The 14,018-nt window shown below is 70.2% G+C and carries 12 protein-coding genes; 2 read left to right on the top strand and 10 right to left on the bottom strand.

The features are described 5' to 3' along the window. The first annotated feature begins 9 nt into the window (after positions 1–9). Both MRB58_RS08510 and MRB58_RS08515 read left to right on the top strand, forming a co-directional pair. A complete protein-coding gene (locus MRB58_RS08510) occupies positions 10–1,350 on the top strand; it encodes an FAD-binding oxidoreductase (RefSeq protein WP_244781289.1) in 1,341 nt (446 codons plus the stop codon). Between the two features lie 206 nt (positions 1,351–1,556). Further along, entirely contained in the window at positions 1,557–2,318 is a 762-nt protein-coding gene (locus MRB58_RS08515; RefSeq protein WP_244781290.1) for an SDR family oxidoreductase, read from the top strand. On the opposite strand, the gene MRB58_RS08520 is transcribed toward MRB58_RS08515, so the two are convergent. The 10 genes from MRB58_RS08520 to mmsA form a co-directional block, all read right to left on the bottom strand. After that, positions 2,296–2,814 carry a DUF2726 domain-containing protein gene (locus MRB58_RS08520; RefSeq protein WP_244781291.1) on the bottom strand — a complete coding sequence of 173 codons (519 nt, stop codon included), beginning with the start codon at positions 2,812–2,814 and terminating at the stop codon, positions 2,296–2,298. The genes MRB58_RS08515 and MRB58_RS08520 overlap by 23 nt on opposite strands. Positions 2,815–2,906: 92 nt before the next feature. Beyond that, complete coding sequence (gene yjfF, locus MRB58_RS08525) at positions 2,907–3,878, bottom strand: galactofuranose ABC transporter, permease protein YjfF (protein ID WP_244781292.1); 972 nt, start codon at positions 3,876–3,878, stop codon at positions 2,907–2,909. Beyond that, on the bottom strand, positions 3,875–4,900 hold the full coding sequence (locus tag MRB58_RS08530) for an ABC transporter permease (protein WP_244781293.1): 1,026 nt from the start codon (positions 4,898–4,900) through the stop codon (positions 3,875–3,877). The genes yjfF and MRB58_RS08530 overlap by 4 nt, the downstream gene beginning before the upstream one ends. Further along, entirely contained in the window at positions 4,897–6,420 is a 1,524-nt protein-coding gene (locus tag MRB58_RS08535; RefSeq protein WP_244781294.1) for a sugar ABC transporter ATP-binding protein, read from the bottom strand. Before MRB58_RS08535 ends, MRB58_RS08530 begins: the two co-directional genes overlap by 4 nt. Positions 6,421–6,477: 57 nt before the next feature. Next, positions 6,478–7,431, bottom strand: coding sequence for a galactofuranose ABC transporter, galactofuranose-binding protein YtfQ (gene ytfQ / locus MRB58_RS08540; RefSeq protein ID WP_244781295.1), 954 nt, complete (start codon positions 7,429–7,431; stop codon positions 6,478–6,480). A gap of 114 nt (positions 7,432–7,545) precedes the next feature. After that, positions 7,546–8,499, bottom strand: coding sequence for a Gfo/Idh/MocA family protein (locus MRB58_RS08545; RefSeq protein ID WP_244781296.1), 954 nt, complete (start codon positions 8,497–8,499; stop codon positions 7,546–7,548). Continuing rightward, complete coding sequence (gene araD, locus MRB58_RS08550) at positions 8,486–10,234, bottom strand: L-arabinonate dehydratase (RefSeq protein WP_244781297.1); 1,749 nt, start codon at positions 10,232–10,234, stop codon at positions 8,486–8,488. Before araD ends, MRB58_RS08545 begins: the two co-directional genes overlap by 14 nt. Before the next feature lie 6 nt (positions 10,235–10,240). Then, positions 10,241–11,233: an AraD1 family protein gene (gene araD1 / locus MRB58_RS08555; RefSeq protein WP_244781298.1), complete on the bottom strand. Its 993-nt coding sequence runs from the start codon at positions 11,231–11,233 to the stop codon at positions 10,241–10,243. A gap of 4 nt (positions 11,234–11,237) precedes the next feature. Continuing rightward, positions 11,238–12,443, bottom strand: a complete 1,206-nt coding sequence (gene mmsB / locus MRB58_RS08560) for a multiple monosaccharide ABC transporter permease (protein ID WP_244781299.1) — start codon at positions 12,441–12,443, stop codon at positions 11,238–11,240. After that, the gene (mmsA, locus tag MRB58_RS08565) at positions 12,440–13,999 is read right to left on the bottom strand and encodes a multiple monosaccharide ABC transporter ATP-binding protein (RefSeq protein ID WP_244781933.1); all 1,560 of its coding nucleotides are present in this window, start codon (positions 13,997–13,999) and stop codon (positions 12,440–12,442) included. The genes mmsB and mmsA overlap by 4 nt, the downstream gene beginning before the upstream one ends. Positions 14,000–14,018: the final 19 nt, after the last annotated feature.

The following is a 14,018-nucleotide window of genomic DNA, read 5'->3' on the forward strand; positions in this document are numbered from 1 at the left end:
GCGGCGGCCATGTCCGACACCGTCTACGCCGAGGACGCCAGCGTCCCCGCACCCCAGACCGCACCCGAGGCTCTGCCCGAGCGGGCCGACGTCGTCGTCATCGGCGGCGGCCTCACCGGGCTGTCGACCGCGCTCCACCTCGCCCGCGCCGGCCGCTTCGTCGCGCTGGTGGAGGCGGGCGCGATCGGCGACGGCGCGTCGGGCCGCAACGGCGGCCAGCTGCATCCGGGCCAGCGGCGCGATCAGGTCTGGCTCACCAAACGCCTCGGCGAGGGCATCGCGGACGAGTTGTGGGAGCTGGGCGAGGAGGCCGTCGCGCTGGTGCACAGCCTGCGGGCGGAACTCGGCGCCGACTGCGACTTCCGCCCCGGCCTAATCGACGCCGCCCACACCCAGGCCGCGTTCGACGACAGCCGCGCCTACGCCGACCATCTGTTCGAGCGCTACGGCGTCACCCCGGAGTTCATGGACCGCGACCAGCTGGCCGCCGCCATCGGCTCGCGCCGCTATGTCGGCGGGGTGCATGATTCCACCGGCGGCCACCTCAACCCGCTGGCGCTGGTCACCGCGCTGGCCGAGGCGGCCGAGAAGGCCGGCGCCCACCTCTTCCAACAGACCACCGCCGAAGGCTTCGAGACCCGGAGCGGCGGCGTCGAGGTCACGGTGCGGCGCCGCGGCGCCCGCGCCCAGGCCATCCGGGCCGACGCGGTGGTCCTCGCCGGCAACGGCTACCTCTCCGGCCTGGAGCCGCGGATCGAGACGCGGGTCCTGCCGCTGGTGAACCACATCGCCGCGACCGAGCCGCTCGACGTCTCGCCCATCCCCGGCGGCGAGGCAGTGTCCGACACGCGCGCCGTGATCCGCTACTTCCGCGTCGATGCCGAAAACCGCATGATCTTCGGAGGCGGTGAGAGCTACGGCCCGGTCGCGGCCGACGTCGCCGCCATCGTCCGCCCCTACCTCGCCGAGGTGTACCCGCAGCTGAAAGACGTGCCGATCGCCGCGGCCTGGTCCGGCACGCTCGGCATTACCCGCACACGCTGCCCGTTCATCCGGCGGCTGGAGCCCGGCATCTACGCGGCGGTCGGCTATTCGGGCCAGGGCGTCGGCCTCGCCACCTTCGCCGGCAAGGTCATCGCCGAGGCGATCGCCGGCGATACCGGCCGGCTCGACGTCTTCGCCCACCTGCCGGTGCCGCCCTACCCCGGCGGGACGCGCTTCCTCGGCCCCCTCGCCGTGCTGGCCATGACGTGGTTCTCCCTGCGCGACCGGCTCGCCTTGCCCGCGATCCCGCGCCCCGGCGGCAGCGCCACGCCAAGTGTCGCACCCGGCGAGGACCCGCCCGCCTGAGCCGGTGGCCGCGCCACGACCCGATGATGCGCCGCCCGGCCGCCCAACCCGCCGATCGCGCGCGATACGAAAGATCCTGGATACCAAACGCTCAAAGATGAACCGAATTCGATATTTTTGTGCACCTTACTGAAACATTACAATTCCCAGTATAGAATAGCCGTGGCCCTTGTCGCGCGGCGCGGCGAGCGCAAGTTAGTCGGAATATGGCCCAGCTCGCACTTGTGACCGGCGCATCATCCGGCATCGGAGAAGCCCTCGCGCAACGCATCGCCGCCGATGGGGTCGATCTGATCCTCGTCGCGCGGCGTGAAGACCGGCTGCGCGCACTCGCCGCCGATCTGCCCGTCGAGGCGCACGTCGTCCCGCTCGACCTCACCGAGCGCGGTGCGCCCGAGGCGTTGATGGCCGAAGTCGCGCGCTACGGCCGCCCCATCGACATCCTCGTCAACAACGCCGGTTTCGGGCACGCCGGCGCCTTCGCCAAGCAGCCGCTGGAGCCCGAGCTCGGCATGGTCGACCTCAACATCCGCGCCCTCGTCGAGCTGACGCACCGCGTGCTGCCGCTGCTGATCGAACGCGGCCACGGCGGCATCCTTAACGTCGCTTCCACGGCCGCGTTCGTGCCGGGGCCGTTCGTCTCGGTCTACTACGCCAGCAAGGCGTTCGTGCTGTCGCTGTCGGAGGGGTTGTCGGAAGAGGTCCGGGGCACCGGCGTCACCGTGACCGCCCTCTGTCCGGGGCCGACGACGTCGGAGTTCGGCGCGGTCTCGGGTATGGAGCACTCGCGCCTCTTCAAGGGCGTGAAGCGCATGTCCTCGCCGCAGGTGGCCGACATCGGCTGGGCCGGCTTCAAGGCCGGTCGCCGCGTGGTGATCCCCGGCTGGCAGAACCGCATGTCGAGCGTGGTCACCAAGCACGGCCCGCACCGGCTGCTGCTGCCGGTCATCCGCTACCTTCAGAGCTGACCTTCGGCGCCCGCGCCGTCCGCGAGCCGATCACGCGGGCGATCTCGGCCCGGTCGTACTGCCGGCGCACGGGGAAGCGGTAGAGCGGCAGACCCGCCCCCGCGAGCGCACCGTCGACGAACCGGTCGCGCGCCTTTCGATCGCGCCGCTCGTGGCTGGAATCGTCCAGCTCGATGGCGCAGACCGGCTCCAGCGACTGCGGGTCGAGGACGACGAAATCCACGTGCTTCTGCGCAATCTTGTGAAACGCCTTCCAATATACCCGCTTGCGCGCCCGCACCGCCAAGAGATCGGCGATCCGCACCTTGGTGACGACGACGCCGCGCGGTCCCGCAGCCTCCAGCAGCGCCCGGTAGAAGCGCTTCTCGGCCGGGCTGAGCAGGGCCCGCCGGACATAGCGCGGCCGCCGGCCCAGCAGCACTGCCGCCAGCACCAGCGCCGCGAGCCCGACTAGCGCGGGGAGGAGGAAGGGAGAAGAGGTCAGGGTCCGTCCCACAGGCGGAAGACGGGCGCGGCGCCGGGGATGCGCGCCGCCGCTCCGCCCGGGAGGATACGGACGGCGCCCGCCCGGTCAAGCCGCGCCGGACCTCACGCCCGCAGCGCCAGCCCGGTCGACGACAGCCGCAAGAGGAGCTTCTGCAGGAGGATGAACCCCAGCAGCAGGAGACCGATGACGATCTTCGTCCACCAGCTCGACAGCGTGCCGTCGAAGACGATGTAGGTCTGGATCGTGCCCATCGTCAGAACGCCGATCAACGTGCCGAAGACGAAGCCCGCCCCGCCCGTCAGCAGCGTACCGCCGATGACGACGGCGGCGATGGCGGTCAGCTCCGTGCCGACGGTGGCGAGCGGATAGCCCGAGCCGGTGTAGATCGAGAAGACGATGCCCGACAGGCCGGCCATGAAGCCGGAGAAGGCGTAGATGCCCACCGTCGTCGGTCCCACCTTCACGCCCATCAGCCGCGCCGTCGCCTCGCCGCCGCCGAGCGCGAAGACGCCGGCGCCGAAGCGCGTGCGGTGCGCGATCACCATGCCGACGGCCACCACGACCAGCATGACGACGCCGATGAGGCGCAGCCGCCCCTTGCCGGGCATCAGCCAGTAGACGTCGTCCAGCCAGTCGTAGAAGGCGTGCTCGATGGGGACCGAGTCGATCGTCAGCATGTAGGCCGCACCGCGAGCGAGGAACATCCCCGCCAAGGTGACGATGAAGGGCGGCATCGCCAACGCATGGATCAGCCACCCCATGAAGGCGCCGAACGCGGTGGTGAGCACCAGCAGCATGGCGAACACCATCAGCGGATGGGCGCCCGTGTCCCGCAGGACCACGGCGATGAAGACGCCCGAGAAGGCGATCACCGAGCCGACCGACAGGTCGATCCCGCCCGACAGGATGACGATGGTCATCCCCACCGCGACGATGCCGAGATAGGCGTTGTCCGTCAGAAGGTTGCCCACGACGCGGGTCGACAGCATGAACGGGAACTGCATCGTGCAGACCACCCACGCGGCGAGGAAGATCGCGACGGTGGCGGCCAGCGGATAGAGACGCGGGTTCATCGCAGCGGCTCCTCGGCCGGGGCGGGCGGTGCCTCGCGGCGGCGACGCGCGGCGCCGCGCATGAAGTGCCAGTGATGCACCAGATTGGGGCTCTGCAACACGAGGATCGCGAGCACGAGCCCCGCCTTGATCACGAGGTTGTATTCGGAGGGGAAGCCGGCCAGCAGGATCCCGGTGTCCACCGTCTGGATGATCAGCGCGCCGATGAGCGCGGCGGCGACGGAGAAGCGCCCGCCCAGCAGCGAGTTCCCGCCCACCACCACCGCGAGGATCGCGTCCAGCTCCAGCCAGAGGCCGGCGTTGTTGGCGTCCGCGCCGCGGATGTCGGCCGTGGCGACGATGCCGGCGAGCGCCGCGCACAACCCCGAGGCGACGTAGACCGCGATCAGCAGCACGGTGGCGTTCACCCCGGCGAGGCTGCTGGCGGCCCGGTTCACCCCGGTCGCCTCGATCAGCAGGCCGAGCGCGGTGCAGCGCATGAGGAGCGCGACGCCGACGCCGGTCGCGAGCCACAGCCATGTCGGCACCGGCAACCCGAGGACGGCGCCGGAGCCGAGGAAGGCCAGACCGTCGTGCGAGAAGGTGAGGATGCGCCCCTCGGTGATGAGTTGGGCGATGCCGCGGCCGGAGGTCATCAGGATCAGCGTCGCGACGATCGGCTGGATACCGAAGACGGCGACGAGGCAACCGTTCCACAGCCCCGCCGCGGCACCCGCCAGCAGCGCCAGCCCCAACGCACCGGCGAGACCGAGGCCGGAGGTGATCGCCCATGCCGCCACCGCCCCGGTGATGGCCATGACGGTGCCGACCGAGAGGTCGATCCCGCGCGTCGCGATGACCAGCGTCATGCCGATCGCCAGGAGCGCCACGGGGGCGCCGCGCTTCAGGATGTCGATGATCGGGCCGACGAAGCGCCCGTCGGACATCGTCACGCGCAGGAAATCCGGGAAGACGAGCGTCACCAGCCCCATCAGCACGGCGAGCGTGAGAAGCTGCGGCAGGACGCGGCGAAAGGTCGTCATGCGGCGTCCTCGGTAGCGTCAGGGGCGGCGTCCGGAGCCGCGATGGCGCGCACGATGGCGTCGGAAGCGATCTCGGCGCCCGTCAGCTCGGCGACGTGCCGGCGATCACGCACGACAATGATCCGATCCGACACGGCGATCAGCTCGTCCAGCTCGGAGGAGATGACGAGGATCGACATGCCCGACGCCGTCACCTCGCCGATCAGGCGGACGATCTCGGCGTGGGCGCCGACGTCGATGCCGCGGGTCGGCTCGTCGAGGATGAGGAAGCGCGGGTTCATGGCGAGCCAGCGGGCGAGCACCACCTTCTGCTGATTGCCGCCCGAGAGGTCGCCGATCGGCTGCTCCGGGCCGGAAGTGCGGATATCGAGCCGGCGGATGTAGTCCTGCGCGAGCTTCAGCTGCTCCGCGCGCGGGATCGGACGGGCCCAGCCGCGCCGGGCCTGGAGCGCCAAGGCGATATTCTCGCGCACCGAAAGATCGGCGACGATGCCGTCGGCCTTGCGCTCCTCCGGCGCGAAGCCGAACCCGGCGGCGATCGCGGCGCGCGGCGAGGAGAGGTCGAGCGGCCCCGCGGTGTCCCGCGCCGTGCCGGACTGCGCATGCGCGACGCCGAACATCAGCTCCGCGCTCTCGGTCCGGCCCGAGCCGAGAAGGCCTGCGAGGCCCAGCACCTCGCCACGGCCCACCGTGAGGTCGAACGGCTCGATATGCCCGCGCCGGCCGTAGTTCTCGAACCGCAACAGCTCGGGGCGTGTCGCGGTGCCGTCGTGTGCCTTGGCGTGGTCGGTCAGCTCTTCCTCGAGGGCGCGGCCGAGCATGTGCTCGATGAGGCGCACGCGGTCGAGGTCTGCGGTCGCCTCGGTCGTCACCTTGCGGCCGTTGCGCAGGACGGTGACGCGGTCGGTCAGCGCGAACACCTGGTCGAGGAAGTGGGAGACGAAGATGATGCCGAGCCCGCGGTCGCGCAGCCGGCGCACCACGGCGAACAGCATCTCCACCTCGCGCGCGTCCAGGCTGGCGGTCGGCTCGTCGAGGATCAGCACCTTGCCCGACAGCGCCACCGCGCGGGCGATGGCGACGATCTGCCGGATCGCCACCGAGTAGGCCGCGAGGTCGCGTGTCACGTCGATGTCGAGGCCGTAGCCGTCCAGCATCGCCTCGGCGAGGCGGCGCTGGGCGCGGCCGTTCACCATGCCGAACCGCAGCGGCTCGCGCCCGAAGGTGAGGTTCTGCGCCACGGTCAGATTGGGCAGGAGGTTCACCTCCTGGTAGACGGTGCCGATGCCGAGGTCCTGCGCCTCGGAGGTCGAGCGCGGCGAGATCGCCTCGCCGTCCAGCGTGATGGTGCCGTCGTCGCGCCGATACGCGCCGGTCAGGCACTTGATGAGGGTCGACTTGCCGGCCCCGTTCTCTCCCAGCAGCGCGTGGATCTCGCCGGCCGCGAGGTCGAAGTCGACCGCGTCCAGCGCGACGGTGCCGGGGAAGGTCTTGGTCAGCGAACGCAGGGTCAGGAGCATGGTGGCCCTCCTCCAGCCGGGCCGGCGCGGGTGGATCCCCGCGCCGGCCCGCGCGCCTCAGTAGCCGAGGCCCTTGCGCTTCTCGTACTCGCCCTGCGGGTCGTCCGCCTGCGTGTAGAGCTTCGAATCGGTCTGGATGAACTTGCCCGGCGCGTCGCCCGAGTCCCAGAACTTGGAGAGCGCGTCGAAGGCGGGGCCGGCCATGTTCGGCGTCAGCTCCACGGTGGCGTTGGCCTCGCCTGCGGCCATCGCGGCGAAGATGTCCGGCACGGCGTCGATCGAGACGACGAGGATGTCCTCGCCCGGCTTCAGCCCGGCTTCCTTGATCGCCTGGATCGCGCCGACGGCCATGTCGTCGTTGTGGGCGTAGAGGGCGCAGATGTCCTTGCCGCCGTTCTCGGCCTGGAGGAAGCTCTCCATCACCTCCTTGCCCTGAGCGCGGGTGAAGTCGCCCGTCTGGCTGCGCACGATCTCGATGTTGTCGTGACCCTCGATGGCGTTCTCGAAGCCGGTCTTGCGGTCGATGGCGGGCGAGGACCCGGTGGTGCCCTGCAGTTCGACGACGCGGCAGTCCTCGCCGGCGACGGTCTCGACCAGCCATTCACCGGCCACTTGCCCCTCGTGGACGAGGTCGGAGCCGACCGCGGTCAAATAGAGGTCGTCGGACGAGTCCACCTGGCGGTCGAGCAGGACCACCGGGATGTCGGCGTCCTTGGCCTCTTCCAGCACGCTGTCCCAGCCGGTGGCGACGACCGGCGCGAGCAGGATCGCGTCGACGCCCTGGGCGATGAAGGAGCGGATGGCGGCGATCTGGTTCTCCTGCTTCTGCTGCGCGTCGGAGAACTTGAGGTCGATGCCGCGCTCTTCGGCCTGGCTCTTGGTGAGCGTCGTCTCGGCCGCACGCCAGCCCGACTCCGAGCCGATCTGCGAGAAGCCGATGGTCTGCGCCGAGGCGGCCCCCGCGGTGAGCGCCAGAACGGCGGCGGTCGTGGTCAAAAGTCGTTTCATCATGTTCCCTCCCAAAGGGTGGCGGGCCCCGCGTTGGTGCGGGGTCCTGCCGGCCGGCGCCGCCCGAAACGGCGCCGGAATCCGTGTCGACGGCGCCGCCTCGGGCGGCGCGGAAATTCACCTCGCCGACGCCGGGTCGACGAAGGCGGGCGCCGAGAGCCGGCGGCCGAGGGTGAACGCGTCGGCGACGAGGACCATCGGACGAAGGTCGACGTCGCGCGCGCCGGCCGCGATCAGCTCGGCGAAGCGGGCGTAGAGGGCGGGGTATTCGCCCGTGATGCCGGGCGTGTGCCACGCCTCCCCCTGCTGCGTCCCGCCCACGGTCATGATCGCGCCGCCCTGGTCGAGCGTCAGCGTGCCGGCGTCGGTCTCGATCACCTGGCGCCACAGCGGGTCGCCCTCGTAGAGGAAGTCGAGGTCGGCGACGACGCGCTCGCCCGCGGGACCGGCCATGCGGACCTCGCCGGCGATCGGCGTGTCGCAGTTCTCCGGAAAGTGCAGCTCGGCGGCGGTGACGTGGACGGGGACCGGAAGGATCTCGGTCAGGATCGAGAAGGCGTTGATCGCCGGGTCGAAGACGCCGAGGCCGCCCGCCTCCCAGATCCACCGCTGCCCCGGATGCCAGACGCGCACGTCCTCCTTCCAGTCGATCCGCACCGCGCGGACCTCGCGCCCCGCCAGCCACGCCTTGGCGGCGGCGACGGATGCGGCGTGGCGCGAGTGCCAGGTCGCCTGCAAGGCGACGCCCTTCGTGGCCGCCAGCGCCTCCAGCGCGTGGACCTCCGAGAGGCTCGCGCCGGGCGGCTTCTCCAGCATGACGTGCCGGCCGGCCTCCAGCGCCGCGCGGGCGCCCCTGTAGCGCACCTGCGGCGGGGTGCAGAAGCTGATCGCCGGGATGTCCGGCCGCGCCGCCAGCAGCGCCTCGACGGTGTCGAAATTCGGCGTGCCGGCGACGCCGGTGCGGCTCACCGTGGCGGCGAGGCGGAAGGCGCCGGAGCCGGCGATCGCGGGAATGTGCTGGTCGCGCGCGATCTTGCCGACGCCGACGATGGCGACGTCAATGACTGTCACGAGGCACCTCCCGGCCGCGGCAGCCCTTCAGGAAGTCGAAGTCGGCGCCGGTGTCCGCCCCCTCGACGTGGTCCACGTAGAGCCGGCTGTAGCCGCCGCCCTCGGTGCCGGGCGCGACCGGGGCCGTCCACGCGGCGAGCCGGCGGGCGATCTCCTCGTCCGGCACGTCGAGGTGGAGGCGGCGGCCCGGCACGTCGAGCTCGATCATGTCGCCGGTTTCGACCACCGCCAGCGGACCGCCGGCCGCCGCCTCGGGCGAGGTGTGCAGCACCACCGTGCCGTAGGCGGTGCCGGACATGCGCGCGTCGGAGATGCGCACCATGTCGGTAATGCCCTTCTTCAGGACCTTGGGCGGCAGGCCCATGTTGCCGACCTCGGACATGCCGGGGTAGCCCTTCGGCCCGCAGTTCTTCAGCACCATGATCGACGTCTCGTCGATGTCGAGCGCGTCGTCGTCGATCTTCGCCTTGTAGTCGTCGATATCCTCGAAGACGACGGCGCGGCCGCGGTGGCGCATCAGCTCCGGGCTCGCCGCGGAGGGCTTCAACACCGCCCCGCCGGGCGCCAGGTTGCCGCGCAGCACGGCGATGCCGCCCGACGCCGTCAACGCCTTGTCGGCCGGGCGGATGACGTCCTCGTTCCAGTTCACGGCGTCCTTCACCTCATCCCAGACCGGCCCGCCGGAGACGGTGAGCGCGTCCCGGTGCAGCATCCCCGCCTCGCCGAGCCGCTTCAGCACCACCGGCAGCCCGCCGGCATAAAAGAACTCCTCCATCAGGTACTTGCCCGACGGCATCAGGTTGACGATCGTCGGCACGTCACGGCCCAGGCGGTCCCAATCGTCGAGCGTCAGGTCGACCGCGGTGCGGCCCGCCAGCGCCAGGAGGTGCACCACCGCGTTGGTCGACCCGCCGATGGCGCCGTTGACCCGGATCGCGTTCTCGAACGCCTCGCGGGTGAGGATGTCGGACGGCTTCAGGTCGTCCTTCACCATCTCGACGATGCGCCGGCCGGAGAGTTGCGCGATCACCCGCCGCCGCGCGTCGACGCCGGGGATCGCGGCGTTGCCGGAGAGCGCCATGCCCAGCGCCTCGGCCATCGAGGCCATGGTCGAGGCGGTGCCCATCGTGTTGCAGGTGCCCGACGAGCGGCTCATCGCCTGCTCGGCCTCGAGGAAGTCGGCCTGGGTCATTTTCCCGGCCTTGATGTCCTCGCTCATCTGCCACAGCGCGGTGCCGGAGCCGACACGCTCGTTCCGGAACCAGCCGTTCAGCATCGGCCCGCCGGTGACGACGATGGACGGAATGTCGGTCGAGGCGGCGCCCATCATCAGCGAGGGGGTGGTCTTGTCGCAGCCTACCAGGAGCACCGCACCGTCGATCGGCTGGGCACGCATCGTCTCCTCGACCGCCATGGCGGCGAGGTTGCGGTACATCATCGCCGTCGGCCGGTAGGTGTTCTCGGACGCCGAGAAGACCGGCACCTCGAGCGGGAAGCCGCCCGCCTCCCACACGCCCGCCTTCACCTTCTGCGCCAGCTCGCGCAGGTGGCCGTTGCAGGGGGTCAGCTCGGACCAGGTGTTGAGGATGCCGATGACCGGTCGCCCGTCGAACAGGTCGTGCGGGTAGCCCTGATTCTTCAGCCAGCCGCGGTGGTAGATGTTGTCGCGCGTGGTGCCGCCATACCACTCCTGCGATCTCAGTCGGCGGGGCCAGGGGGCTTTGGTAAACGTCATGGGAGCCTAGAGTATCCTGATCGCGGTGCGCGGCTCGGCCGCGCGGCGGGGGGTGAAGGTGAGGCGGTTGCGCAGCGGCAGCCCGAACGGGGCCGCCGCGATCTCGAAGATGTCGCCGTCCTGCGCGGCGATCCCGTCCGCGACCGAGTGGGCGGCGCTGCCGAACATATGGACATGCAGATCGCCCGGCTGGCGAAACGGCGCGTACTTGAAGTGATGGTGCTCGAGGTTGGCGAGACTGTGGCTCATGTTGGCCTCGCCCGACAGGAACGGCGCCTCGAACACCACCCGCTCGCCGCGCAGGATGCGCGAGGTGCCCTCGATGTGCGGCGGCAGGTCGCCCACCAGGAGCTCCGGGCCGATCGCCGCCGGGCGCAGCTTGGAGTGCGCGAGGTAGAGGTAGTTGCGCCGCTCCATCGCGTGGTCGCACAGCTCGTTGGCGAGCGCGAAGCCGAGGCGCACCGGCATCCCGTCCGGCGCGATGAGATAGACCCCAGCGATTTCCGGCTCCTCGCCGCACGCCTCGGCGAAGTCGGGTGCGGCGAGGCGGGCACCGGGCGCCACCAGCCATGTGCCGTTGCCCTTGTAGAACCACTCCGGCTGCACCCCGGCCGCGGCGTTGGTCGGCTTGCCGCCGGCGAGGCCGAGCTGGAACATGCGCATCGAGTCGGTCTCGCAGGCGCCCTCGCGGCCGTGCATCGCCGCGCGCAGCGTCGCCGAGCCGAGGTGCGTCATCCCGGTGCCGGTGAGGTGGAGGTGCGCCGGATCCGGATGCGCGACGGGCGGCAGCATCCGCCCCGCGGCATAGATCGCCTCGAGGTCCACCGCGGTGCCGAGCCCCAGCCAGGCGATGTATTCGCGGATCGGCACCACCTCGGCGATGCAGGCCTGCGCCACCTCGTAGAGCGTCGCCGTGGTGCGCACGCGGTAGGCCTCCGGCCCGTCGCGCGCGACGATCTGCACACCCCCATCCTCACGCAGGAACTGGGAGAGGAGCACCGGCCTACCCCTTGCGCTTGTTGAGGACGTCGAAGATCACCGCGGCCAGCAGCACCAGACCCTTGATCACCTGCTGCCAGTCGATGCCGATGCCGAGGATCGACATGCCGTTGTTCATGACGCCCATGATGAAGGCGCCGACCACCGCACCGACGACGGTCCCCACCCCGCCCGACATCGACGCCCCGCCGATGAACACCGCCGCGATCACGTCCAGCTCGAACGCGACGCCGGCCTTGGGGGTCGCCGTATTGAGCCGCGCGGCGAAGACGAGGCCGGCGAGCGCCGCCAGCATCCCCATGTTGGCGAACGTCAGGAAGGTCAGCCGCTTGGAGTTGATGCCCGACAGCTCGGCCGCCTTCTCGTTGCCGCCGATGGCGTAGATGCGCCGCCCGAACGTCGTGCGCGAGGTGACGAAGGAGTAGATCGCGATGAGAAGCGCCATCACGATGAACACGTTCGGCAGGCCGCGGAAGTCCGCCAGCAGCCACGACATGTAGACGAGCGCGAAGAAGATGAGCGCGTTGCGCACCACGAAGAAGGGCAGCGGCTCGCTCTCCGCGCCGGCCTTCATCTGGCGCTGCCGGCCGCGGATCGACAGCCACACCAGCAGCGTCGCCACCGCCGTGCCGACGACGAGGGAGAAGAGGTTGAGGTCCGCCCCGCCGAAGATGTCCGGCACGAAGCCCGACGCGATGAGGCGGAATTGCGGCGGGAACGGCCCGACCGACTGGCCCGCCAGCAGCCACAACGTCAGCCCTTTGAAGACGAGCATGCCCGCCAGAGTGACGATGAACGAGGGGATCTTGAAGTAGGCGACCCAGAAGCCCTGCGCCATGCCGATGAGCGCGCCCGCCCCCAGGCACAGGATCGCCGCCAGCAGCCACGGCACCTCCCAGTTCACGATCATCACCGCCGCCAGCGCGCCGATGAAGCCCAGCACCGAGCCGACCGACAGGTCGATGTGGCCGCAGACGATGACGAGCAGCATCCCCACCGCCATGATGACGATGTAGGAGTTCTGCAGGATCAGGTTGGTGACGTTGACCGGCTTCAGGAGGATGCCGCCGGTCGCCACCTGGAAGAAGGCCATGATGACGACGAGCGCGATGAGGATGCCGTATTCGCGCAGGTGCCCCTTGAGGAACTGCCAGCCGGACTTGCGGGGCGCGCGCTCGGCCGGGCTCGCGCCGGCGGTGGTCTCGGTCATGCGGCCTCTCCCGACCTGATGATGGTGGCCATGATCTTCTCCTGGCTGGCCTCGGCGGTCGCCATCTCGCCCACGAAGCGCCCCTCGTTCATGACGTAGAGCCGGTCGGTGACGCCCAGCAGCTCGGGAAGCTCGGAGGAGATGACGACGATCGCCTTCCCCTCCCGCGCCAGCTCACGGATCACGGTGTAGATCTCGAACTTGGCGCCGACGTCGATGCCGCGGGTCGGCTCGTCGAGGATGAGGATGTCGGGGTCGGCGAAGAGCCACTTCGAGAGGACCACCTTCTGCTGATTGCCGCCCGAGAGGTTCACCGTCGCCTGCTCGATCGAGCTCGACTTGATGGCGAGGCGGCCGCGGTACTCCTCAGCGACGTCCGCCTCGCGATGCCGGTCGACGACGCCGTTGTGGGCGATGGCGTCGAGCCGGGCGAGCGGCACGTTGCGGCGGATCGTGGCGTCGAGCACCAGGCCGTAGGTCTTGCGGTCCTCGGTGGCGTAGGCGAGCCCGGCGGCGATCGCCCGGCGCACGGTCGAGACGTCCTCCGGCTTGCCGTTGATCGCGACCGTGCCGGAGATGTCGCGCCCGTAGGAGTGGCCGAAGAGGCTCATCGCGAGCTCCGTGCGGCCCGCGCCCATCAGCCCGGCGATGCCGACGACCTCGCCCCGCCGAACGTGGAAGGACACGTCGTCGACCACGCGCCGCTCGGCGTGCAGCGGGTGATGGACGGTCCAGTTCTTCACCTCCAGCACCGTGTCGCCCACCGTGTGGGTGCCGCGCGGCGGATAGCGGTCCTCCAGCGAGCGGCCGACCATGTTGCGGATGATGTCGTCCTCGTCGACACCGTTCCCGGTGCCGGCGATGCCGGCGGGGCGGCAGTCCATCCGCGCCACCGCCGCGCCGTCGCGCAGGACGGTGATCGTATCGGCGACCTTCGAGACTTCGTTCAGCTTGTGCGAAATGAGGATCGACGTGATGCCGCGGTCGCGGAAATCGACGAGCAGGTCCAGGAGCTTGGCGCTGTCCGTCTCGTTCAGCGACGAGGTCGGCTCGTCGAGGATGAGGAGCCGCACGTTCTTCGACAGCGCCTTGGCGATCTCGACGAGCTGCTGCTTGCCGAGGCCGAGATCGTCGACCAGCACCTCGGGGTTCTCGTGGAGGCCGAGGCGCTTTAGAAGCTCGGCCGCGCGGTCGTGCGTGGCGCGCCAGTCGATGATCCCGCGCCGCGCCCGCTCGTTGCCGAGGAAGATGTTCTCCGCCACCGAGAGGAGCGGGATCAAAGCCAGCTCCTGGTGGATGATGATGATGCCGAGGTCTTCCGAGTCGCGGATCCGGCGGAAGGCGCGGACCTTGCCGTCGAAGACGATGTCGCCGGTGTAGCTGCCGTGCGGATAGACGCCGGAGAGCACCTTCATCAGGGTGGACTTGCCGGCCCCGTTCTCGCCGACGAGGGCGTGGATCTCGCCCTCCTCCACCGACAGGGAGACGTCGTCCAGCGCCTTCACACCAGGGAATTCCTTGGTGATCCCGCGCATTTCGAGAATGACGGACATGATCCTCGCCTTTGCCAAAGAC

The sequence above is a fragment of the Acuticoccus sp. I52.16.1 genome (assembly GCF_022865125.1).
Taxonomy (GTDB): domain Bacteria; phylum Pseudomonadota; class Alphaproteobacteria; order Rhizobiales; family Amorphaceae; genus Acuticoccus.